Below are 22,586 nucleotides of genomic sequence, written 5' to 3' on the forward strand. Positions count from 1 at the left end.
GATGATCGGGTGCAATATGCACCTCTGGGCAATGGCCCCGGCGACGGCAACGCGCCTTTCTGAGGTCAGGGCCCGGCACGACGCGGGGCCAGCCAGAGAGGAACCCGACATGTCCATCCGCACCACACTCGCCTGCGCCACGATCCTGACGACGATCGCCATTGCAGGTCACGCCCAATCCATCAGTCAGCAGGTCGTCGACCAGCTGACCGAACAGGGATACTCGCGCATCGAGGTCAAGACCCGCGACAATCAGGTCAAGGTCGAGGCAATTCGCGGTGACCGCCAGCTCGAGGTCACCTATGACGCCACCACCGGTGACATCCTCAAACAGGAAGTCAATTCCGTCGAAGATCGTGACGGCATGATGAACGGCACGCCGCGCGATGACGAACATGCGAACGAGGCTTCAGACGATCACCGTGGTCAGGGCCGCGGTCGGGGCCGTGGCGGGGATCATGCCGAAGACGATGACGATGACGGCATGCAGGGCGACGATGACGATCATGGCCGTCACGGTGGAGATCGCGCATCCGATGACGATGGCGACGATCACGAGCCCGGCAATCATGGCGGCCGTGGCGGTGACAATGCGTCCGGCGGCGATGACAATGGCGGCAAATCCGACGGCGGTCGTCACGGCGGCCGCGATGACAACGACGACAGCGATGACGATTGATCTCGGTAGTCCGGGAAAATTCGTGATAAACATCATGAACAGCGGGCCCCTGCATCGGTGCAGGGGCCTCTACACGCAGAAAGTATTGCTGTGCTGAAACATCTGATCCTGCCTTGCTTGTGCCTGCTTCCGTCCCTTGCCGCTGCGGAAACCGTGCAGGAATCGATCCTGTCCCAGTTGCGCGATCAGGGCTTTACCCGGATCGAGGTCAGCCGCACCCTCCTTGGCCGGACGCGGCTGGAGGCGACGAGCGACCGTCTTGAACGGGAAATGGTCTTCAATCCCCAGACCGGAGAGATCCTGCGCGACTACTGGCAGGAACGGAACGACGACGGCCGTGCAGCACCGCAAATCATGGATCCGCAGGGTGGCCGCGAAGATCGCTCCGGACGCGGGTCCGACGATTCCGGTGGTCGCGGCGGATCGGGATCGGGCAAGGGCGGTGACGACGGGGGCGGATCCGGTAACAGCGGTCGCGGCGGAGGTGACGACGGTGACCGCGGCGGCGGCAGCGACGATGGCGGCGGCAACAGCGGACGGGGCGGCGGTGACGACGGCGGCGGTGACCGCGGCGGCAGCGATGACGGTGGCAAGGGCGATGGCGGCGGCCATGGCGGACGCGGTGGCGGCGACGACGGGGACGACGACTGATGCGCGCCCGCCGGCGCCTTGGACGCCGCGGCGCCGGCGTGCTGGCGATCCTCGTCGTTCAGATCATCTGCGCGATGTTCTTCCTCGCCAACATCCTGTCATCGGTCCTCGGCCTCGTCCCGATCAGTTGGCAGATCAGCGAATACATCGAACTTGGCGCCGCCCTCGGCCTGCTGCTGGGCGTCGTGCTTGGCGTCATCGTCCTGCAACGCACCCTGCGCCGCTCGGCCGAGATCGAGGATCAACTTCGCCGCGCCTCGGGCGCCTTCATGCAGATGCTGGAGGATCGTTTCGACAGCTGGCGCCTCACCCCGGCGGAGCGTGACGTCGCCCTCTTCGCGATCAAGGGCCTGTCCGGCGCCGATATCGCCCGCCTGCGCGGCGTCAGCGAAGGCACGGTGAAGGCGCAAAGCAACGCCATCTACCGCAAGGCCGGCGTCAGTGGCCGGGGCCAGTTGCTCAGCCTGTTCCTCGACGACCTCATGGTCCTGCCGGAACCGGAAAGTGATTGGTCAAAGGACGACCCGCGGGACAAGGCCTCTGCCTGACCCGCCCCGTGACGCTATGCGCCACGGGGCGGGCCGGTTAGTCCAGCAGATCCTCGATCCGGATCGGAAAGCGGCGCGCGCGCTTGCCTGTCGCGTGCCAGATCGCGTTCGCAATGGCGCCGACCGTTCCGGTGACGCCAATCTCTCCGACACCCTTGATCCCAAGGGCGTTCACGTAGGGGTCGTCCTCGTGGATCGTCAGCACCTCCAGCCCGCGCACGTCGGCGTTGACCGGCACATGATACCCCGCCAGATCGGCGTTCATGATCCGGCCGGAACGCGGGTCGTGCTTCGCCTCCTCGTGCAGGGCGAAAGAGATGCCCCAGATCATGCCGCCCATCAGCTGGCTTTCCGTCAGCCGGGGGTTGATGATCCGGCCCGCGGCAAAGGCGCCGACCAGCCGCGTCACGCGGACCTGACACAGGTCCGGATCGACCTTCACCTCTGCAAAGACCGCGCCGTGAGAGTTCATTGCATGGGCCTCCGCATCCGCGGCCGGCCTTGACGCAGACCCCGCACCGGTCAGGTCCACCGCCCCGGCCCGCGACAGGATCGCCGCGAAATCCTCGCTGCGACTGTCGTCGCCTGCGACGTAAAGGCGCCCGTCACGCGCGGTGAAATCCGCGTTGCCGCTACCGTGAAGGGGCGAATCCGGGTCGGCCGCCGCGATCTCGCCCAGCTTGCGGATCGCGTCGCGACCGGCCGCATGCAGCGCGCCGCCCGCGGTCGCCGTATGCCCCGACCCGCCCGCGATGCCCGCGTTCGGAAGGGACGAATGGCCGGCCCGGAACTCCACCCGGTCCATCGGCAGGCCCAGACTGTCCGCCGCGATCTGCGCCAGCGCCGTCCAGGCCCCCTGCCCCATGTCGATGGCAGAGGTTTCGACCAGCGCGGACCCGTCGGCGCGCAGCGTCGCCGTCGCCTCCGCCTCGAACATCGGGCAGCCGAACAGCGCCGTGCCCATGCCCCAGCCGGTCAACAGCCCCCGCGCGTCACGCATCCGGCCCGGCTCCATCGGCCGGTCCGCCCAGCCGAACCGCTTTGCACCCTCGGCATAGCACGCGCGCAGGGCCTTCGACGAATAGGGCTTGCCGGTCCCCGGCTCCACCTCTGCATAGTTGCGCAGCCGGAACTTCAGCGGGTCGAGGCCTGCAAGCAGCGCCATTTCGTCCATCGCGCATTCCAGCGCCGCCGACCCCGACGCCTCTCCGGGCGCGCGCATCGGTCCGGGAGTACCGACGTCCAGACGTACCGCGCGGTGCGCCGACCGCAGCGCCTCTGCCGCGTAAAGGCCCTGCGACGCGTTCGCCGCGGGCTCGATGAAATCGTCGAAGCGGGACGTGGCCGCCGTGCCTTCGTGATCCAGAACGGTCAGCGCCGCGCCACCGTCGATCCCCAGCCGCAGCCGCTGACGCGTTGCACCACGGTGCCCGACGGGGCCGAACATCTGCGCCCGTGTCAGCATCAGCTTCACCGGCCGGCCTGCCGTCCGCGCCGCAAGGATCGCCAGCACCTGCGGCCCCGTCGGAAAGGCCTTCGATCCGAACCCGCCACCGATATAGGGGCAGCGGATCGTCACGTTGTCGGCGGGAATCCCGAAGAAATAGGCATAGCTTGCACAGGACAGGCTCAGCGCCTGACTGGGCAGGTCGAGGTGCAGTCGGTCGCCGTCCCATGCGGCCACCACCGCGTGGGTTTCCATGGCATTATGATACTGGGCCGGTGTTTCGTAGACGACATCGATGGCACTGACGGCGGCTGCATGTCCCGCCGGGACATCGCCATGCTCTGCCCCGCCGGGACGTCCGAAGGCGCCCGGTTCCACCGCTTCACCCCCCTGCCCTGCCAGTGTCGTCTCTGAATCGGCAACCTCGTAGCGCGGCGCCAGCAGGCGCGCGCCTTCCGTCGCCGCCTCCAGCGTCTCGCCCACCACCAGTGCGATCGGCTGCCCGGCATAGCGCACGCCATCGTTCTGCAGGACATCGACGATGAACGAAAATCCGTTCGGCTTCGCCTCCGGGTCGCCCTGCAGCGGCGGACGGTTCTGTGGCGTCATCACGTGGGTCACACCGGCGACGGCGGTGGCAGCTTCGACATTCAGATGCACGACGCGCCCCCGTGCGATCGCGGCGGGCACATAGACGGCATAGAGCAGTCCCTCGGGCGTATTGTCGGCAGCGAAGGTCGCCGTGCCGGTCACCTTCGCCAAGCCGTCACGCCGCGTCAACGGCTGGCCGGCGTTCGACCCATAGCGTTGCGGTGTCATCGTATCAGACATGGGCATGATCTCCGTTCTGGTCAGCAAAGGGTGAGGCAGGCAGCGCCGGCATCCGTTCGGGCGTGCCGGCGGCGGCCAGTTCCAGCGCCCGGATCGCCGTGCGCCGCGCAAGCGCAATCTTCCAGCCGTTGTCGTTCGATGGCACGGCCCCGTCCAACGCGCGCGCCGCTGCCTGATCGAAGGGCGCCGCATCCGGCGCATGGCCAACCAGCAGCGCCTCGGCCTCCGTCACGCGCCATGGCTTTGCCGCGATGGCACCCAGCGAAAGCCGCGCTTCCGCGATCACGCCACCCTCGACCCGCAGCGCGGCGGCGGCAGAGGTCGTCGCAAAGGCATAGGACGTCCGGTCCCGCACCTTGAGGTAGCGGGCATGGGCCGCAAACCCCTTGGCGTCCGCTGGCAGACGCAGGGCCACGATGATCTCGCCCGGCTGCAGCGCCGTCTCACGCTCCGGCGTCTCTCCGGGCAGCAGGTGAAAGTCGCGCAGCGCAACCTCGCGCGCACCGTCCGGGCCCTGTACCTCGACCACCGCATCAAGTGCAGCCAGCGGCACGCAGAAGTCCGATGGATGGGTGGTGATGCAGGCATCGCCAAACCCCAGCACGGCGGTATGGCTGTCCACCCCGCCCCGCGCATCGCATCCGGTCCCCGGCTCTCGCCGGTTGCAGGCGGCGGTGGTATCCTGAAAATAGGCGCAGCGGGTGCGCTGCATCAGGTTGCCCGCCACCGTCGCCGCATTCCGCAACTGGCCGGACGCGCCTGACAACAGCGCCTCTGCCACCATCGGGAAATCATGGGCAAAGCCGGTGTCATCCGCCAGTTCGGCGTTGCTGACCAGCGCACCGATCCGCAGTGACCCGTCGTCCAGCGTCGTGATACCGCGCAGATCGGCCAGCCGGTTGATGTCGATGACCGTGTCGGGCAGCATCACGCCGCCCTTCATCAGGTCCAGCAGGTTGGTCCCGCCCCCCAGCCAGACGGCACCGGGATGCCAGACCTGCAGCGCCTCTGCTACGCTGGCGGGCTGGACGAAATCGAACCGCTTCATGCTGCGTCTCCTCGTTCGGCGGCAGCCATGCGACGCGTCGCCTCCTGCACCGCCCTGGTGATGCCGTGATAGGCGGCACACCGGCAGATGTTGCCGCTCATACCTTCGCGGATACGCTCCGGATCGTCCCCGGCGCGGCCTTCCGCGATCAGGCCCACCGCACTCATGATCTGGCCCGGGGTGCAGTATCCACACTGGAATCCGTCGTTTTCCAGAAATGCCGTCTGCACCGGGTGCAGTGCATCGCCATCGGCCAGCCCTTCGATCGTCGTGACCGTGGCACCGTCGAGTGTCGCCGCCAGCGTCAGGCAGGCATTCATCCGCTTGCCGTTCAGCAGCACCGTACAGGCCCCGCACTGGCCGCGGTCGCAGCCTTTCTTCGTTCCCGGCAGGGCCAGACGCTCGCGCAGCAGGTCCAGCAGCGTCACGCGCGGGTCATCCAGCACGATGTCGCGGACGACACCGTTCAGGGTCAGAGAGATAGAAAGTGACATGCGTCCTTCCCTTCCGTGCTATTTTGCGGAAAGCAGGGCACATGCGCCCTGCCGGGTGGCGATCCCCCGCACCAATCGGGGCCTTGGTGGATCGTTCAGAAACCGTTATACGGAGGAACCCTCCGCTTTGCAAGTGAAAGGTGGTTGCCCTTGGAAACGCGCAAACGCAAGCCGCGGTCCGACGCCCTGCGCAACCGTGAAAGACTGATCGCGGCAGCCAAGGACGTGCTGGGCAAGGGCGGCCCGGACGCAAGCCTCGAGGCCGTCGCGCGCGAGGCCGGTGTCGGGATCGGCACGCTCTACCGCAATTTTCCCGACCGGGCGGCGTTGTTCCATGCGGTCTTCCTGCGCGAGCTCGAACAGCTCGTGACCACCGCCGACAGCCTTGACCGGACCGACGATCCGGTTGGGGCCCTGCGGCACTGGCTTCACGCCAATGTCGCGACGGTCGAGACGAAGCGTGGCATGCTGGGTGCGCTTTCGCTGGTGATGTCCGACGACCTCAAGCGCCCCCTCGCACCGCTGTCAGACCGGATCAACGCCGCCGTGGCGCGGCTTCTGGAAGCGGCGGCCTCGCAGGGACAGATCAGGGACGACGTGACGGCGGATGATGTTTTGCAGACGATGTATGCACTCTGCTACGCCCGCCCGCCCGGCCCGGACTGGCGGGCGCAGGTGTTGCGCCTGCTGGATATCTTCGTCGACGGTCTGCGGCGCTAGAAGGCGATGCGCAGGTCACCAAAGCTGACACCCCTTCGCGCCGCATAAAGGGCTGATACCGCTTTTTTCGGAACAATATCCCCCTCCGTCCGCTTTGATCACAAGACCGTGTGGCAAAAACTGCTGCACGACTGCTCCGCGCAGGCCATTGCGGCGCAGCCATCAGAAGCACCGACCGGACGCAAAGCGCCGGATGCGGACCGAGGAAAGGATAACGATGCAGGATCACATGGACCGGATGAAACAGCAGCGACTACTGATCTTTCCCAAGGTAAATGTCAGGGTCTTTTCGGTCTCGGCGATCCTGATCCTGGGCTTCATCATCCTTGGCGCCGCGTTCAGCGAAACGGCGGGCGCGGTGTTCTCGGGCATGCAGGACTGGCTGGCGAATACCTTCGGATGGGCCATGATCATCCTCGTCAACGTCATGCTGGTCGCCGTCGTATATCTCGCCTTCGGCCGGTTCGGGGACATCCGCCTGGGACGCATGGACGAGGCGCCGGAATACAGCCTGTTCGCCTGGGTCGCGATGCTGTTCTCTGCCGGCATCGGGATCGGCCTGATCTACTGGGGCGCCGCAGAGCCGCTCTACCACTTTTTCGCCCCCCCGGTCGGAGAAGCCGAGACCGTCGAGGCCGCCAAGCAGGCGATGACGATCTCTTTCCTGCACTGGGGTTTCCATGCCTGGGCGGTCTATGCCGTCGTGGCGCTCAGCCTCGCCTACTTCCACTTTCGCAAGGGGTTGCCGCTGACGATCCGCTCGGCGCTCTACCCTCTGCTGGGGGACCGGATCTATGGATTCTGGGGCGATGTGGTCGACATCCTCGCCGTCTTCGGCACCATGTTCGGTATCGTGACCTCGCTGGGCCTTGGCGCGATGCAGATCAATTCGGGCCTCGATACCGTCTTCGGCCTGCCGCAGAACGCCTTCGTGCAGATCGCCGTCATCGCCGTCATCACCGCAATGGCGACCCTGTCGGTCGTCGCGGGCCTGGACGGCGGCATCAAACGGCTGTCGAGCATCAACATCGGCCTGTCGCTGGTCTTCCTCGTCTTCATGGTCATCGTCGGCCCCACCCTCTTTATCTTCGATACCTTCGTGCAAAGCTACGGAGCCTACGTGCGCGACATCGTATCCTGGGGGACATGGACGGAGGCATGGACCGACGGCGGCACATGGCAGAACAACTGGACGATCTTCTATTGGGCATGGTGGGTCAGCTGGGCACCCTTCGTCGGCGTCTTCGTCGCCCGGATCAGCCGCGGCCGCACGATCCGCGAGTTCATCCTCGGCGTCATGCTGATCCCCGCTTCGATCATGTTCTTCTGGTTCTGCGCCTTCGGCGGCACGGCGCTGTCGATCTCTCTCGGTGGCGACCCAACGCTGGTCGAGGCGACACAGAACGCCTATGGCGATGCGATGTTCGCCCTGCTGGATTACTTCCCCTTAGCCAGCATCACCTCGGGCTTCGCCATCATCCTGATCGTGATGTGGTTCGTGACATCCTCCGATTCCGGGTCCTTCGTGATCGACATGCTGACTGCCGGCGGCGACCCGGATCCACCCAAGGTGCAGCGCATCTTCTGGGCGATCAGCGAAGGCGCCGTGGCATCGGTCCTGTTGCTGGCAGGCGGTCTGTCCGCGCTGCAGGCGGCAGCGGTCGTGGCGGGCTTTCCCTTTGCCATCGTCGTGGCACTGATCCTGATCGGCCTGATCAAGGCGCTGCGCTGGGACCCGCTGATCGTCTACAGGCACAACCAGAAATACCGCAACGACGCGGAAGCGGACCACGCGATGCCACCGGAACTGCCCGGCGAGCTTTACGGTGAAAGACCCGCCGACCCGGCGGACGTTGCCCCCCAGCCGGCGGAGTAAACCGGTCGCACCCCCGACGATCGGCCAACCCGCCGGTCAAAATGAAAAGACCTTCCCCTTGGTGAGATGCCATGGGGAAGGTCTACTTCGTTTGCTGATGGCGGTTTCGGAATTCAAACCTTATCCGCGGATAAGGTTTGAAGGCTACGCGAGAGAAATACCTGCTATATCGTTGTTATAAAACATCTTTATGGAGGGCACTGCGCAAACCGCTTGCCATCGTAAGGGCCAAAACCTTACCCGCGGATAAGGTTTTGGCCCCTGCCCCGTCAGTCCAGCCCATCGATCAGCGCCGCAATCGCGCGTTCCAGCCGCGCGCGGTCCATGGTCGAGAAGTCGCGGTCGATCTTGATTTCCAACCGCCCCACGGCGGCGGTGCATTTCACGCGGCCACGCCCGGTGCGGATGTCGAAGGTCGTCTTGGTCTTGCCCCGGTCGGCCTGCGCCTTTCGGGTCGGCGCATCACGGGCCGGCAGGACGGGGCCGTCATCCATATAGCGGTCGACGCCCACGCAGCGGCGCAACACTTCGAGTTCGTCGTGAATCGATCGACTGTCCCAGTCCCGCAAGTCGTCTCTGATACGACCGATAAGTTCTGGCCGGTCTTCAAGCTCGCGCGCAAGATCGACGCCCAGCTTGCGAGGGATTTCCGTCGGATACATCAGATAGTTGCCGATCAGATCGAGCATCCGGGCAAAGGCACGGATGTAGCTGCGCTTGGAATAGGGCGCCGACTGGAACAACGCCTTGACCGCGCCCTGCAGGTCATGGACCGGCGTCGCAGGGTCGGCCGCGTAGTTCTGGGCGGCATTGGCCATCTCTGCAAACGACAGGTCCTTCCGCACCACGTTCTCGTCCACCATCCGACGGTAAAGGCCCGCGATATCTTCCCCGCGGGGAAGGACCAGCGCGGGCACCCTGCCCCACCTCTCGGGATCTTCTTCGGCCAGTACGCGATATGCAGACAGCCGACGAAAGCCTTGGATCAACTCGTAACCCGTGCCGTCGGTGCGCGCCTCCACCCGGATCGGGTTCGACAGGCCCACCTCGCGGATCGAAGTCACGAGATCATCGAGCTCGGGATCGTCGCTGCCCAGCCGTTCGCGCGTCAGCAGGTAGGTGTGGACCTGATCGAGGGGGATCTCCTCGACGACCTGGCCCGCGGCCCTCATGGCCACGAAGGCATGCGCCAGTTCATCATTCTCTGCGCGGATCGCGGCGGCGGCGGCGTTGCGGGCCTGCAGCGCAGAGGCGTTTTCCGAAATCGCGCTCGCCATTGGCCCACGTCGCGCGGTGGTTTCGGGCTCCGCCGGCGCAGGCGCAACCTCTGGCGTGTCATCTGGCATCTCGACATCGAAGATACGTTTCTTGCGGGTCATGGTCGGTCCCCTTCATGGTCTGGTGAAACCTTATCCGCGGATAAGGTTTGCGGGATTGGGTCAGTCCTGCGTGCCCATGGCTGTCCAGTGTGGCAGCATGGTGTCGTGGAATTCATCGTAGGCCTGGTCGAAGCTGGCGCGCGCACGGCGCCACGTCTCGCGGGTCATATCGCGGTAGTCCATCTCGTAGATCGAGGCGAGGAACCGGCCGGACTGTTCGACGGCACGGGTCATCTCGACGGGATGCTGCGCCAGTTTGTCACCGAAGACCTTGCCAAAAGCATCCTGCATCGCACGGTGCAGTTCATTGCCCGGCTCGAACCGGGTCAGCAGAAACCGGATGTCGGCAAAGGCCTTGGGCAGCGTCATGCCGTCTTCCGGCAGCGACCCCTGAAAGCCATGCGCCAGATCGCCGAGCGCTTCGGCCAGCTGACCGATGAAGGACGTGGTGCTGTCATACTCCCAATAGCCGGGGCCGGAGGGGATGTAGAGCATATCTGCCGCGAAGACGGCGTTCATCGACTGGTAGCCGATGGCGGGCGGGCAATCGAAGAAGATCAGGTCCCACTGGTCGTCCGGCAACTGGTCAAGGTAGCGGGACACGGCCGCAAAGAACGACCACTCGGGGTTCAGATGGCGATACTGGGCGCTGGCAAACTCGACGAAGGCCGCGTTGGCGCAGCTGGGAATGATGTCGATGGTCGGCCAGGCCGTCGGCTGGATGAAGTCCGCGATCCGCAGATCCTGCAGGCCAAGGTCGGTGATGCTGGACGGGATGGTGCGGCGGGGCAGGGCGGTCCCTGACGCGGCGGCGGCGGGGGCATTGTTCGCGGCTTCCGTTTCCCGCACCAGGTCGCGGGCCATGATGCCCCAGACGGTCTGCTCCTCGCCCACGTCCGTCAGACCCATGGAGTGAGACAGCGTCGCCTGCGGGTCGAAGTCGACGCAAAGGACACGGTAGCCCTCCAGCGCCGCGGCGTGGGCGAAGTGCAGGGCGACGGTCGACTTGCCGGCGCCGCCCTTGAAATTGGCTATGGCCGTCCGAAACGCTCGCCCCTTGGGGCGGGGCGGCATCAGGGACTTGCCCTTGACCTTCAGCTTGCGGCGGAGGGTATTCACCTCCTCCAGCGTGAACCACCGCTGACGGCCGTCGGGTTCGACCAGACCGGCCGGCAGGGCAGGGTCGGCCGCCATGCGGCCCCGGAACGTCGACTGATTCATATGCAGGATCAACTCCGCCACCTCCCAGCTAGAGAACCGGCGCAGGGTCTTCGTATTCTCCGGAGAAAAGGTCTGCTGCCGGATCCAGCCCTGCATCTTCAGCGAGCGCGTCTGGATATCGCGCAGATCGTGGTGAGTGAACATGATGCCTCGGACGTTATTTCAGTGGTTGTGACGATTTACGCGTAAAATGACGGTTTTGTCGAGAGCTGGTTCCATGCTACAGAACCTTATCCGCGGATAAGGTCCGGCTAGGCAAACTGGTCCGCACATAAACGCCCGAAGGGGCTTCAGTGATTCGGACGCCGGGGTGATTCGGAGGACGAGATACCCTCGATTTGGGGGGACGCGAATTGGCCGATACCAACCATTGAGGGGACATTGCGTCGCTTTAGGGGGACACCATGGGCGGCCCCCTATACCAATCTCATACCGTTTCTTTCAGATTGAATTGGGAGGGGATGCTATCCACAGCGACGAATCCTTGACACAGGCCGGCAATCCAACGCTAATCAGCCACAGGTTGGCAAAAGCGTTGTTAAGACGATGCCGCGGCGAAGGTCGTAGCAAGACATGCCCGCCGGAGGTGGAACGAGGAAAAGGTCCAGTGGTCAGGCAAGGCCCTTGGGCGAGGAGCGGGTCATGCAGATCAGATCAGCGGCAGGTCCGCAGGCAGGTGCCCTGAAATACGATGTGCTGACGGCGCTGCTGACGCTCGCAGCCCAAGGTTCGCCGGTTCAAGGCCGACTGGCGCTGCGGCTGTCGCTCCTGATCACCGCACGGTTCAATTGGCGGATGGGGCAGTTCTGTGTCGGCCAGCGCGAGATTGCGCGCATGTGGGGCGTCACCGAACGGACGGCGAAACGGGACCTTGCTCAGATGCGCAATCTTGGCTGGATCAGCGTGACCATCCCCGCGGCGCGCGGCAGGGTCGCGACGCATGCCATCCATTTCGATGCGGTGCTGCCGGACACCATGCCCTACTGGACTGCGGTCGGACCGGACTTTACCGCGCGCATGACCGGCGCCGCGGCGATGCCAGAGGCAGCCGTCAGCAACGTCGTGCCACTGCGCCCTGCACCGGTCGTCACCGGCGACGACGGGATCTGGGCCGCTGCGATCCAGCGGCTTCAGCAGGATGCGCCCGCATTGTTTCAGGCGTGGTTCAGCGGTCTGCGGATGCGGACCTGCGACGGCGGGGTGCTGCGGCTGGTCGCACCGACCCGGTTCATCGCGGATTACGTCCGCAGCCACTATACCGGACACCTAATGGCCGCCTTGCTGGCCTGCGACCCGACCATCAAGCGGGTGGAGATCGAAGCCTGAGAGAGCCTGTCGCCTTCGTTCTGCGCCCCATTCTCCGCTCCATTGTCGTAGCAGCTTGATCACACGTCCTTCGTGCGTCTGCCGGATAGGGGGCTGACGGTAGACGCGCGCGACGAACATCTGCGCATTGCCGGGCTAACCCATGGACAAGAGATCGCCGTCACCCTGCGGCGCGACCTTCCGGCTGCCAACGGCGAGATCTTGGCGCGTGACGATGCGATCAGCGGCTACATCCGCGACCGCAGCCCGGCAGTGCGGTTTCCGGGGCGCGTCTACGTCCTGCCGTAGGGCGGTGACCAAGGGCTGGCGATGACGACGGTAAACCTTGATCAAGGCGATCTTAAGCTGATGCAGATGTCGGACCGCCATTTGGTCGCGGCGTGCAGGATGATCTGTTCGCACGCCCGCTGGACGTCTGGTCGGCGTTTCAATGCCGCGTGCGCGACCGAGGTCTGGCGGGGCAGCGCCACTGTGCCGGGGCAGGGGGCATGAACGTCGATGTGACGACCCGGCTTGTGATTTCGGACGAGGCAGGGCCGCTGGCGACCGGGTTAGGGCGGTGGACGGCTTGCCGGTCACCGCGATCCAATATCGCCCCGACGGGCTCGAGGCTGATCGCCAGATGCCGGAGGGTGCCGGAGATGGCGGATACGTGGTATATCTGCCTTTGGCGTCGAAAACTAATCTTAGAACGTGGCACGTTGATATAATGAATGGATCGAAGGGACGTGAACTTGCAAGTGCCCGGGCGTTGGTCGAGGATTTCGCGCACCGGGCTGATGTCGGCGGTAATCGCGATGTGCTGGTCGTAGGCTTCCACAGGACGCATGTCGCGGCGGTCTGGCGGGGACGCCCGGACGGAACGCCGGTGCCGGGGGCCTTTGGCGGCGATCTGGCCGCGCCGGTGCTGTTTAACATTTTTGCAGTCCTGCCAGCGGTCCCCCTGCCGCCACAGCCGAACGGGCGGTGACGGAAATGAATGGTCAGTTGCCGGCAGCCTTGCGCCGCTTCGTGCCGCCCGGAGAGGTCAGCGCGCTGGAAGTGGTGGCCACGGATCTTCTGGGTGCGTCACGATCAGCGATGCGGCTCGATCGGGTCTTGTGATGGATCGAAATCTGACGTTGCGTCAGCAAGTGGCGCGCTGTATTGAATACGTATGCAAGCAATATGCGCGGCCGCGTTTGACGGGCTGCAGACCGGTAAGGAATCCTCTCATGGTGCAATTCAACGATCTTCCTCGGGGCGTCACACAACTCCGGGCGCCGGCGCGCAGTGCGGCGGGGGATACCGGTTCCGTGGCGGAACTCGTGACCGAGATCCTCGACGCCGTTCGGACGCGCGGCGATGCCGCGGTGGCGGACTACGCGCGCCGTTTCGACAAGAGCGAACTTGCGGTCTTCGAGGTTACTGACGCTGAAAGGACAGCCGCGCTGGCGGGTCTGGACCAGCAGACACGCGCCGACACGGAATTTGCCATCGCCAACGTGCGCCGTTTTGCAGAGGCGCAGCTTGCGACCATGTTGCCGCTGGAGATGGAGGCGCTGCCGGGGGTCCACATGGGGCACCGGGTGATCCCGCTGGAAACGGTCGGCTGCTACGTGCCGGGCGGGCGTTATCCACTGCTGTCGGCGCCGATCATGACGATCGTGCCGGCCAAGGTGGCCGGGGTCGATACGGTGATCGCCTGCCTGCCGCCCAATGCGCATCCGGCGATGATTGCGGGCTGCCACCTGTCCGGAGCCGACCGCATTTTCCGCATCGGCGGCGCGCAGGCGATCGCCGCGATGGCCTATGGCACCGAGACCGTGCCGCAGGTGACCAAGATCGTGGGCCCCGGCAATGCCTTTGTGAACGAGGCCAAGCGGCAGGTCTTTGGCCCCGTGGGCATCGACCAGCTTGCCGGCCCGTCGGAGATCTATGTCCTCGCCGATCACACCGGCGACGCCGAGATGATCGCCACGGACCTGCTGGCGCAGGCGGAGCATGACGTCCGGACGCGGGTGGGGCTGATCACGACGGATGCCAAGCTGGCCGCGGCGGTCGAGGCGGAGGTCAAGCGGCAACTGACCGAACTCGCGACGGCCGAGACGGCGGCGCAGGCTTGGCGTGACTACGGCGAGATCGCGGTCTGCGACAGCGAGGAGGCAATGATCGCCTATTCCGACCTCATCGCGGCGGAGCATCTGCAGGTGCACACGCAGGACGCGCAGGCCTTCGCCAAGCGGCTGCGGAACTATGGCTCGCTCTTCATCGGGGAGCTGGCGAGCGTGGTCTATTCGGACAAGTGTTCCGGCACGAACCACACGCTGCCGACGATGGCGGCGGGGCGCTATACCGGTGGGCTGTGGGTCGGCGCCTACGTCAAGATCGCGACGCACCAGTGGCTTACGCCGGAGGGCGTGAACGCGGTGGCGCCCCCCGCCGTGCGACAGAGTGCGAGCGAGGGGCTTGACGGCCACCGCCGCGCGGCGCAGCTGCGGCTGGACAGGCTTCAGGCCAGGTAGGGCGGGCGTTGCACCGCGTGGTCGGTGGCCGCCTCGAAGGCGGCGCCGACCTGCAGCAGCCGGGCCTCTTCGCCATGGCGGCCGATGATTTGCAGGCCGACCGGCAGGCCGTCCACGAATTCCATGGGCACCGACAGGGCCGGGTGGCCCGTGGCGTTGAAGGGCAGGGTGCGCATTGGCGTCCAGACCGCACGACCGCCCGCGAAGGCCGAGAACGACGGGGCGGGCGTGAGTGTGGTGGCGGTGATAATGACATCGCAGGTGTCGAGCACGGTGTCGATCCCGGCCCGCAGACGCACCGCCGCGGCCCGGGCGCGGGCAACATCTTCTGACGTCAGGGCCGCGCCGGCGATCAGGCTTTGGTAGGCCATGCGCCCGGTCGGGCCGCCGGTGCCGGTGACGTCGGCGGCGTGGGTGTCCAGCGCCTCGGCGTGGATGATGACGGCGCCGGCAGCCTCCATCAGGGCGATGTCGGGCAGGGTGACCAGTGCGAACTGTGCCCCGATCTGCGACAGGGTGGCCACCGCGTCATCGAGCCGGTCGAGGAGGGCGGGCGTGGTCTCTGACCCCTCTGCCCAGTGCCGGGCGTAGCCGACGCGCAGTCCCTGCAGGTTGCCTGACAGATCGGGCGGGGCGGTGCCGGTCAGGGCGGCGAAGACGAAGGCAGCGTCTGCGACCGTGCGGGCGATGGGGCCGAGGTGGTCGAGCCCGGGCGCGAGCGGCTGCACGCCGTCAATCGGCACCGCACCGAAAGTCGGCTTCAGCCCGACCACGCCGCAATAGGCGGCGGGACTGCGGATCGACCCGCCGGTGTCTGTGCCGAGCGCCACGCGCACGAGCCCCGCCGCGACGGCGGCGGCAGAGCCGGAGGAGGACCCGCCGGTGATGTGGTCGGTGTGCCAGGGATTGCGGGCGGGTGGATAGGGGCCGTCCTGCGACGGGCCGACGAGGGCCAGGTCATAGGTCGCCACCATCCCCAGCGGCACGGCGCCCGCGTCCAGCAGCCGCTGCACGGCGGTGGCGGTTGTCGTGGCGGTGCGATCTGCGTGGCGCAGCGCGCCGAAGGTGACGGTGGCGCCCGCCACGTCGATCAGGTCCTTGATCGCGAAGGGGATGCCCTGCAGCGGGCCGCGGTCGATGCCCCGCGCAAAATCCGCATCGGCCTGCGCGGCAGCGGCCGTGGCGCGGTCGGCGGTCAGGTGGACGAAGGCGCGCACCTGCGGGTCGCGGCGGGCAATCAGGTCGAGATGCGCGCGGGTCAGACGGGCGGAGGTCAGTGTGCCGTCGCGCAGGGCGGCGGCGGCTTCGGCGACGGACAGCTCCGGCAGGGCCGCGTCGGAGGTGGTTACGTCATTCTCCTGCATCATGGTCCGGCGTGTCGTCCGGCGCCTCTGCCTTCAGGCGGCGCGTGCAGTCGTCGAGGAAGCGGGCGATGGTCAGGGCCGCATCCCGGTCCGCCGCATCCGGCGCGATGCCCCGCGCGGCGAGGGCGGCGTCGAATTGCGCCGCGGTCAGTCGGGGCCCTTCCGTCACGTCCGGGCCTTTTCGAAGGCGGTCCAGGCCGCTTCGAAGGCGGCGAAATCGAAGCCCTCCGCCTGGGCGGGGTCGAGGACGAGGCGCTCGGTCTCCTGCATCTTCGTGATGGCGGCAGAGAGTTGCGGCAGGACCTCCGGCGGGATGACGACGGCGCCGTGGCGGTCGGCGTGGACCAGATCGCCGGGGGCCACGGTCAGGCCGAAGACGGTGACCGGCGTGCCAATGCTGCGGACGTGGACGAAGCCGTGGCTGGGCCCGATGGACCCCGCGATGACCGGAAAGTCGGGCGCCATGTCGCCCAGGTCGCGCATGACGCCGTTGGTCAGGGCGCCGGACAGGCCGAAGCCCTTGTGGATCGTGGTGTTCACCTCGCCCCAGTAGGCGCCGATGGCGTGGGGCACGTCCAGATCCTCGACCACCGCGAGGGACGGCTTGGGTCCATCGGCCATCGCCTTGTAATAGGCCATGCGGCGGGCGCGGATCACCTCCGGGGTTTCCGTCGGGGGCTCCACCGCGGCGATCTGCGCGGTGACGGCATAGCCCACCACGGCGCGGCTGGTGTCGGAGGCGAGGACGGTGCCGCGGGTGAAGGCGTCGAAACCCCGCTTGCCCTGCGCCACCTCGATCGCGTTGCAGACGGTGGGGGTGTCGACGCGCTGCAGCAGCGCCAGAAGGTCGGGATCGAGGGTCATGCATCCTCCAGCCAGCGGCGCAGGGCCGCCGTGGTGTCATCAGGTTTTTCGAGGGTCGGCAGATGCCCGGCGCCGGCGATGACGGTCAGGGTCGATCCCGGCATCAGGTCGTGCATCAGGGTGTGGCGGTGGAGGGGGCAGAGCGCGTCCTCGGCCCCGCACAGGATCAGCGCGGGGACGCGGGCGGCGCGCAGCGTGTCCTGCTGGTCGGGGCGGTCGCGCAAGGCTCTGGACTGGCGGACGAAGACCTCGGGCCCCAGCGTCAGGGCCATGTTCATGCACAAATCGAGGATCGCGGGCTTGTCGGGGCCATCCGCCAAATAGTTCGGCTTCATCTCATCGCGCATCACCGCCGCCAGACGCCCCGCCTGCGCCGCCGCGATCTGGGGCGCGCGCATCTCCTGCACGGCGGGAGCCTCTGCCTTGGGGTTGGTGTCGAGCAGGGCGATGCGGTCGACGCGGTCGGGGGCCTGACGCAGCACCTCCATCGCGACGATGCCACCCATGGACAGCCCGCACAGGGCAAAGCGGGGCGGGGCGGCGGCCAGCACGGCGGCGGCCAGCGCCTGCACCGTGTCGTGATCCGTCACCGGCAGGACGTGCACGTCGCGCGGTCCCGACAGGGCTGTAACCTGCGGGCCGTAAAGGCGGGCGTCGCACATCATGCCGGGCAGGAGCACGAGAGGGATCATGCCAGCGCCGCCCCCTCCGCAATGGCGGCGAGCTTGGCGTAGGCAATGTCGGGATCGACCGCGCCGAAACCCGCGAAGGTGCCGAAGCCGCAGTCGCTGCCGGCGATCACCCTGTCGTGGCCGACGATGTCGGTGAAGCGCTGCAAGCGCTGCGCGACCAGCATTGGGTGTTCGACGAAGTTCGTCGTGGTGTCCACGACGCCGGGAACCAGCACCTTGTCGTCGGGGATTTCCGTCGCGCGGTCGCGGAACACGGTCCATTCGTGGGCGTGGCGGGGGTTCGAGGTCTCGAACAGCAGATACTGGGCCTTGGCGGACATGAGGGTGCCGAACATGCGATCCATGGGGATGTCGCAGACGTGCGGGCCTTCGTAATTGCCCCAGCAGATGTGGATGCGGACCTTTTCGGCCGGGATGTCGCGCAGGGCGTGGTTCAGGGCGTCGACGTGCGACTGCGCGACCTTCACGAATTCCGCCTCGGACAGGTCGTTGAACAGCATGTGCCGCGACAGGGCGAGGTCGGGACAGTCCAGTTGGAGGTCCAGACCGGCGGCGACGATGGTTTCGTATTCCGTCTTCATCGCGTCCGCGAGGGCGGCGAGGTAGGCGTCGCGGGTGGCGTAATATTCGTTCTGCAGGAACAGCGAGATCACGCCGGGAGAGGCGGCGTTCATGAAGCCGCGCCGCGCACCATGCTCTGCCATCGCGGCCTCGAGGTTGGCGATGTCCTTTTCCAGCTCGCCCTGACCCTTGGACCTGACCTCGCCCACGCAGACCGGGCGGGCGTATTTGGGCGTGCCGCCTTCCGCCGCGACGCGCTTGAGGAAGCTCGGAAACAGCTTGAGGTCGGCGGGGGCGTTGCGGGGGCCGTCGCCGGCAAAGCCGGTGTAGCGGTCTTTGACGTAAGTGGCATAGCTGATCTTCGACGTCTCGCCGTCGGACACGATGTCGATCCCCGCGGCGACCTGCTTGCGCACGGTTTCCGCCACCGCCGCGGTCATGGCGGCATCGAAGGCGGCGGCGTCGTAGGGCTCCTCGCGCTCGCGGGCGAAGATGAAATCCACGACCTTTTGCGTGCGGGGGAGGGAGCCGGTGTGGGTGGTCAGCACGGGCATGGGTCAGCCTTTCCAGGTCGGGCCGGCAGGGTCGGCGGTGGCGACGACGTGGAACAGCGAGGCTTCGCCCGTCATCGACGGCACGGCGGTGTGGGGCAGGTGGGCTGGCACGCTCATCGTGTCGCCGGGGGCGAGGGTGGCGGCGCCGCCGTCCCAGGTCACGCGCCAGTGGCCGCGCATCGGCATGAGGACCGAAGGCACGTCGTGACTGTGCATCTCTTCGGTCGCGGATCCGCGGGTCAGGAAACCGACCTCGAACCCCGGGCGGTCGGGCAGCATGCCGTTTTCGCCGATCACGAGGGCGGGTTTCTTCTGCGCCATCGCCATCATGTCCCAGTAGCGGGCGACGTGGCGCGGCACGACGTCGGCGGCCTGAGGCTCGGGGTAGTCGGCCAGCTGCGCGTCGGTCAGGGTCGGCATCGGCTTCACGCCCTCGGGCAGGGTCTGGCCCTTTTTGCTATCGTAGAGCTTCCCGTTCTCGCCCAGCACGAGGCCATGGGCGGCGGCGTCCTCGATTACCTGCGGCGCCCAGATCACGCCGCCGCCGGCATCGTCGCCGCCCAGCACGGCCATGATCATGCCGTAGTCGGTGCCGATGTTCTCGAACCCGCGGAAGATGCCGGTGGGGATGTTGATGATATCGCCTTCCTCCAACACGACCTCTCCCGCATTGCCCCAGCGGCCCCAGAAGAACCGCCAGCGGCCCGAGAGGACGAAGAACACCTCTGCCGTGCGGTGGCTGTGCAGCGAGTTCCGGCATTTCGGCGGCTGGCCCGCGGCGCCGATGTTGAAACCGTGCGGGATCGTGATGTGGACGTGCTGGTCGGTGGATTCCGACACGCCACCGCCGATGATGGTAAAGTTCTCTTTCTGGTCGGACCCGGGCGTATGGGCGTCGATGAAGGCGGTCTTGCAGGGCTGCAGATCGCCGTAGCGAACGATGCGGGCCTCCATCTCGGCGGCGGTGATCGTGGCGGGGCGGGCGGCGGTGGCGGTTGTCATGGGATGCTCCTGAGAGTGATGCGGTCAGTCGTGGGCGCCGGTGTGGATCAGGATCTGCTTCCAGATCGCGGTTTCGTCGAACAGGGTCCACTCGCGCCGGATGCTGTGGTCGGTGCCATGGGCGCGGTCGGTGAAGGGACCGAATTCCGCGTGGGTGACGGCCATGACGTGCACCGGTGCCCCGGTGGGTGGACCGAAGGCGCCCCAGCCGGAATGGGTGCCGGTCAGCGACCAGCGCAGGGCGGCGCGGGGCGGCATCAGGGGATCCTCGCGCCCGATGGTATGGTGGATTTCAAACCGGGCATCGGGAAAGGCGGCGCGCAGGCCGGTCCAGAAGCGGTCGACGTCCACATGCGAGTGGCCGTTGAAACCGCCGGGATAGGCCAGTTCGCAGGCACGGTCCCACAGCACCGGGATCGCGGCAAGGTCGGCGTCCATCAGGCGGGTTACCGCCTCGGCCAGTCGGGTGCCCCAGATGTTGTCATTGCCGGCGCCTGTGTAGGGGCCGGGCAGGTCGGCTTCGGGCGTGAAGGGCCTTTTGCAGGCCTTTGCGCCGCCTTCGCTGGCGATCTGGTCGCGGGCAAAGTCGGCTGGGTCGAGGCCCAGTTGACGCACGATGGCACCCTGATCGCGGATCAGCCATTCGTCGGTGATCGCGTTGTCGATGGCGTAGCAGTCGGCGATGATGCGGTATTTCAGGCGCTTGCCCGTCGCCTTGCCATAGACGCCGTCGCCCAGGTGGGTCGCGGTAGAGAAGAGGCGATGCGACGACAGCATCCCGTCCTCCGGCGTGCCGGACCAGATCACGTCCTGCCCCAGAAGGGTGCGGTCGGGAAATTCCGCCAGCGTCGCCAGCGTCGCGGCGATCACGCCGGTGTTGCCCGTGACGACGCCCGAGGGGGAGCGGACGACGATGTCCTCGCCGTAATACTGGTGCAGCGTGGCGATGCCGCGGTCTTCCCAGATCTCTTTCGTAATGCCGATGATGTAGTCGGGGAAGTCGCGGAACTTGGGGTCGAAACCCTTCATGGCGTGTCCTTTGCGGGGTGGGTCGAGCCGCGGGCGATCAGCTGTCCCGACAGCTTGTGTTTGCGGGGCATCACCGCGTCGTCGGCGATGCGTTCCATCAATGTCTCGACGGTGGCGGCGACCATGGCGTTCAGGGGCTGGCGAAAGCTGGTCAGGTCGTAGGCGGCCCAGGCCGAGATCGGCACGTCGTCGAATCCCGCGACGGCGACGTCGCCGGGCACGTCGAGGCCCAGCTTGCCGCGCAGCACGTCCATCACCGCAAAGGCCATATGGTCGTTGCAGACGAAGACGGCATCGGGCCGGTCGCGGCCGGCGAACATCTCGAGCGCCGCGGCGCGGGCCTGGTCGTGCAGGAAGTTGCCGACGCCGCGGTCCTGCAGGCTGGCCCCCGCCTCTGCCAGCCCCTTGAGGAATCCCGCCTCGCGGTCGATCTGGGTCGAGGCGCCCTCGAACCCTGCGATATAGCCGACGCGCTGCGCGCCGCCCGCGATCAGGTGGTGGGCGATCTGCCGGCCGCCTTCGACGTTGTCGGTCGTGACGCTGGCGAGGCGCGTGTCGGGCTGGGTCCGGTTGAAGAGGACGACGGGAATGCCAAGATCGTCGCAGCGCGCGGCGAGGACCGAGGACATGGAGACGGAGGCGAGCACGATGCCGTCGACCTGATAGTCGAGGATTTCCTGCATCACGGTTTCCACGTCGCCCACGGTGTTCGACGCCATGAAGACGAGGACGTGGTAGCCTTGCTTCTGCAACTCGACCGACAGGCGTTCGACGGCGAGCGGATAGAAGTAGTTGTCGAGGTATGCCACCACGAGGCCGATGATCCGGCTTTTCCCGGTGATCATCGCGCGGGCGAGGATGTTGGGGCGGTAGCCCAGTTCCTCGGCCGCCTTGCGGACCTTTTCCACCGTGCGCTTGGACGCGGAGGCGCCGGGGGTGAACACGCGGCTGACCGCGGACTGGCTGACGCCCGCCAGCCGCGCCACGTCGAGCGATGTGACCTTGGAGGGGGTGTCGTTCGCCATCAGTGCGCCGTCCATCCGCCGTCGATCATCAGCGCGGTCCCGGTCACGAGGGCGGAGGCGTCGGAGGCAAGGTAGGCCACCCCGCCCATGATGTCCTCGACCTCTCCCACGCGGCCGAGCTTAATCATGCCCTCGATCCACGCCCTTTTCTCGGCATCACGCAGGGTGACGTCGCCCAGAGGCGTGCGGATGAAGGTGGGGCAGAGCGTGTTGATGCGGATGCCATGCGGGCCCCATTCGATCGCCATGGCCTTCACCATGCCTTCGAGGGCGTGTTTCGAGGCGCAGTAGACCGCCCGGTCAATGCCGCCGACATGGCCCATCTGGCTGGAGATGTGGATGATCGACCCCCTGATGCCCGCGGACTGCATCGCCTGCGCCGTGCGGGCGGACAGGAAATAGGCCCCCCGCAGGTTCACCGCCATCACGGCGTCGAAATCGGCGGGCGTGGTGGCCGTGGCGGGGCCGTGGCGGGCCATGCCGGCCGAGTTCACGACGATGTCGAAGGGATTCTGCGCATCCAGCGCCGCCGCCATCGCATCGAGGTCCGCGATGTCCAGCGTCAGCGCCTCGGCGGCATAGCCCTTGCCTTTCATCGCCGCGACCGCCTCTGCCAGCCGGTCGCCGCCACGGGCGGCGCAGACGACGTGGGCGCCCCGATCCGCCAGCGCCACCGCGCAGCCCAGCCCGATGCCAGAGGAGGCCCCCGTGACCAGCGCGCATTTGCCGTCGAGCCGTGTCGTCGGTGGTGTCGGCAGTTTCATCGCAAGT

At 66.8% G+C, this 22,586-nt stretch carries 24 protein-coding genes; 10 read left to right on the top strand and 14 right to left on the bottom strand.

The window, feature by feature from the left end:
* Nucleotides 1-109: 109 nt before the first annotated feature.
* The 3 genes from BUA54_RS16040 to BUA54_RS16050 all read left to right on the top strand — a co-directional run bounded on the left by BUA54_RS16040 (nt 110) and on the right by BUA54_RS16050 (nt 1,878).
* Nucleotides 110-679, top strand: coding sequence for a PepSY domain-containing protein (locus BUA54_RS16040; protein WP_072858275.1), 570 nt, complete (start codon nt 110-112; stop codon nt 677-679).
* A 90-nt stretch (nt 680-769) separates the two neighbouring features.
* A complete protein-coding gene (locus tag BUA54_RS16045; protein WP_072858276.1) occupies nt 770-1,330 on the top strand; it encodes a hypothetical protein in 561 nt (186 codons plus the stop codon).
* Nucleotides 1,330-1,878, top strand: a complete 549-nt coding sequence (locus BUA54_RS16050; protein ID WP_084114463.1) for a helix-turn-helix transcriptional regulator — start codon at nt 1,330-1,332, stop codon at nt 1,876-1,878. Before BUA54_RS16045 ends, BUA54_RS16050 begins: the two co-directional genes overlap by 1 nt.
* Nucleotides 1,879-1,915: 37 nt before the next feature.
* On the opposite strand, the gene BUA54_RS16055 is transcribed toward BUA54_RS16050, so the two are convergent.
* Genes BUA54_RS16055 through BUA54_RS16065 form a run of 3 tightly spaced genes read right to left on the bottom strand, consistent with a single transcriptional unit; the run spans nt 1,916 to nt 5,698 of the window.
* Nucleotides 1,916-4,156, bottom strand: coding sequence for a xanthine dehydrogenase family protein molybdopterin-binding subunit (locus BUA54_RS16055; protein WP_084114465.1), 2,241 nt, complete (start codon nt 4,154-4,156; stop codon nt 1,916-1,918).
* Nucleotides 4,149-5,204 carry an FAD binding domain-containing protein gene (locus tag BUA54_RS16060; protein ID WP_072858278.1) on the bottom strand — a complete coding sequence of 352 codons (1,056 nt, stop codon included), beginning with the start codon at nt 5,202-5,204 and terminating at the stop codon, nt 4,149-4,151. The genes BUA54_RS16055 and BUA54_RS16060 overlap by 8 nt, the downstream gene beginning before the upstream one ends.
* Nucleotides 5,201-5,698, bottom strand: coding sequence for a (2Fe-2S)-binding protein (locus BUA54_RS16065; protein WP_072858279.1), 498 nt, complete (start codon nt 5,696-5,698; stop codon nt 5,201-5,203). Before BUA54_RS16065 ends, BUA54_RS16060 begins: the two co-directional genes overlap by 4 nt.
* Before the next feature lie 150 nt (nt 5,699-5,848).
* Between BUA54_RS16065 and BUA54_RS16070 the strand changes: the two genes are divergently transcribed.
* Both BUA54_RS16070 and BUA54_RS16075 read left to right on the top strand, forming a co-directional pair.
* Nucleotides 5,849-6,418, top strand: a complete 570-nt coding sequence (locus BUA54_RS16070; protein ID WP_218588296.1) for a TetR/AcrR family transcriptional regulator — start codon at nt 5,849-5,851, stop codon at nt 6,416-6,418.
* Nucleotides 6,419-6,635: 217 nt separating this feature from the next.
* Entirely contained in the window at nt 6,636-8,294 is a 1,659-nt protein-coding gene (locus BUA54_RS16075) for a BCCT family transporter (protein ID WP_245810728.1), read from the top strand.
* Between the two features lie 269 nt (nt 8,295-8,563).
* On the opposite strand, the gene BUA54_RS16080 is transcribed toward BUA54_RS16075, so the two are convergent.
* Both BUA54_RS16080 and BUA54_RS16085 read right to left on the bottom strand, forming a co-directional pair.
* Nucleotides 8,564-9,673, bottom strand: coding sequence for a ParB/RepB/Spo0J family partition protein (locus BUA54_RS16080; RefSeq protein WP_072858281.1), 1,110 nt, complete (start codon nt 9,671-9,673; stop codon nt 8,564-8,566).
* Between the two features lie 60 nt (nt 9,674-9,733).
* Nucleotides 9,734-11,038, bottom strand: coding sequence for an AAA family ATPase (locus BUA54_RS16085; protein WP_072858282.1), 1,305 nt, complete (start codon nt 11,036-11,038; stop codon nt 9,734-9,736).
* A 498-nt stretch (nt 11,039-11,536) separates the two neighbouring features.
* Between BUA54_RS16085 and BUA54_RS16090 the strand changes: the two genes are divergently transcribed.
* The 5 genes from BUA54_RS16090 (at nt 11,537) to hisD (ending at nt 14,724) form a co-directional block, all read left to right on the top strand.
* Nucleotides 11,537-12,220, top strand: a complete 684-nt coding sequence (locus tag BUA54_RS16090; RefSeq protein WP_072858283.1) for a DnaA N-terminal domain-containing protein — start codon at nt 11,537-11,539, stop codon at nt 12,218-12,220.
* Nucleotides 12,221-12,292: 72 nt separating this feature from the next.
* Entirely contained in the window at nt 12,293-12,508 is a 216-nt protein-coding gene (locus tag BUA54_RS16095) for a hypothetical protein (protein ID WP_072858284.1), read from the top strand.
* 421 nt (nt 12,509-12,929) lie between these two features.
* Nucleotides 12,930-13,190 (top strand): hypothetical protein, encoded by a 261-nt coding sequence (locus BUA54_RS16105; protein WP_143155456.1) that lies wholly within the window; start codon nt 12,930-12,932, stop codon nt 13,188-13,190.
* Between the two features lie 5 nt (nt 13,191-13,195).
* Nucleotides 13,196-13,324: a hypothetical protein gene (locus BUA54_RS21895; RefSeq protein WP_425434981.1), complete on the top strand. Its 129-nt coding sequence runs from the start codon at nt 13,196-13,198 to the stop codon at nt 13,322-13,324.
* Nucleotides 13,325-13,434: 110 nt separating this feature from the next.
* A complete protein-coding gene (hisD, locus tag BUA54_RS16110; protein WP_072858287.1) occupies nt 13,435-14,724 on the top strand; it encodes a histidinol dehydrogenase in 1,290 nt (429 codons plus the stop codon).
* On the opposite strand, the gene BUA54_RS16115 is transcribed toward hisD, so the two are convergent.
* The 9 genes from BUA54_RS16115 to BUA54_RS16155 are packed head-to-tail and all read right to left on the bottom strand — an operon-like array spanning nt 14,712 to nt 22,579.
* Entirely contained in the window at nt 14,712-16,091 is a 1,380-nt protein-coding gene (locus BUA54_RS16115) for an amidase (protein WP_245810729.1), read from the bottom strand. The two genes, hisD and BUA54_RS16115, sit on opposite strands and share 13 nt — an antisense overlap.
* Entirely contained in the window at nt 16,075-16,257 is a 183-nt protein-coding gene (locus BUA54_RS16120; RefSeq protein ID WP_072858289.1) for a hypothetical protein, read from the bottom strand. Before BUA54_RS16120 ends, BUA54_RS16115 begins: the two co-directional genes overlap by 17 nt.
* Nucleotides 16,254-16,952 carry an RraA family protein gene (locus BUA54_RS16125; protein WP_072858290.1) on the bottom strand — a complete coding sequence of 233 codons (699 nt, stop codon included), beginning with the start codon at nt 16,950-16,952 and terminating at the stop codon, nt 16,254-16,256. Before BUA54_RS16125 ends, BUA54_RS16120 begins: the two co-directional genes overlap by 4 nt.
* Entirely contained in the window at nt 16,949-17,644 is a 696-nt protein-coding gene (locus BUA54_RS16130) for an alpha/beta fold hydrolase (protein WP_072858291.1), read from the bottom strand. Before BUA54_RS16130 ends, BUA54_RS16125 begins: the two co-directional genes overlap by 4 nt.
* The gene (locus BUA54_RS16135) at nt 17,641-18,759 is read right to left on the bottom strand and encodes a cobalamin-independent methionine synthase II family protein (protein WP_072858292.1); all 1,119 of its coding nucleotides are present in this window, start codon (nt 18,757-18,759) and stop codon (nt 17,641-17,643) included. Before BUA54_RS16135 ends, BUA54_RS16130 begins: the two co-directional genes overlap by 4 nt.
* A 3-nt stretch (nt 18,760-18,762) precedes the next feature.
* A complete protein-coding gene (locus BUA54_RS16140; RefSeq protein WP_072858323.1) occupies nt 18,763-19,728 on the bottom strand; it encodes a cupin domain-containing protein in 966 nt (321 codons plus the stop codon).
* A gap of 57 nt (nt 19,729-19,785) precedes the next feature.
* Nucleotides 19,786-20,790 (bottom strand): ester cyclase, encoded by a 1,005-nt coding sequence (locus BUA54_RS16145; protein ID WP_072858293.1) that lies wholly within the window; start codon nt 20,788-20,790, stop codon nt 19,786-19,788.
* The gene (locus tag BUA54_RS16150; RefSeq protein ID WP_072858324.1) at nt 20,787-21,815 is read right to left on the bottom strand and encodes a LacI family DNA-binding transcriptional regulator; all 1,029 of its coding nucleotides are present in this window, start codon (nt 21,813-21,815) and stop codon (nt 20,787-20,789) included. The genes BUA54_RS16145 and BUA54_RS16150 overlap by 4 nt, the downstream gene beginning before the upstream one ends.
* Nucleotides 21,815-22,579, bottom strand: coding sequence for an SDR family NAD(P)-dependent oxidoreductase (locus BUA54_RS16155; RefSeq protein WP_072858294.1), 765 nt, complete (start codon nt 22,577-22,579; stop codon nt 21,815-21,817). The genes BUA54_RS16150 and BUA54_RS16155 overlap by 1 nt, the downstream gene beginning before the upstream one ends.
* Between the last annotated feature and the right edge of the window lie 7 nt (nt 22,580-22,586).

It is taken from the genome of Loktanella atrilutea, from assembly GCF_900128995.1.
GTDB lineage: Bacteria > Pseudomonadota > Alphaproteobacteria > Rhodobacterales > Rhodobacteraceae > Loktanella > Loktanella atrilutea.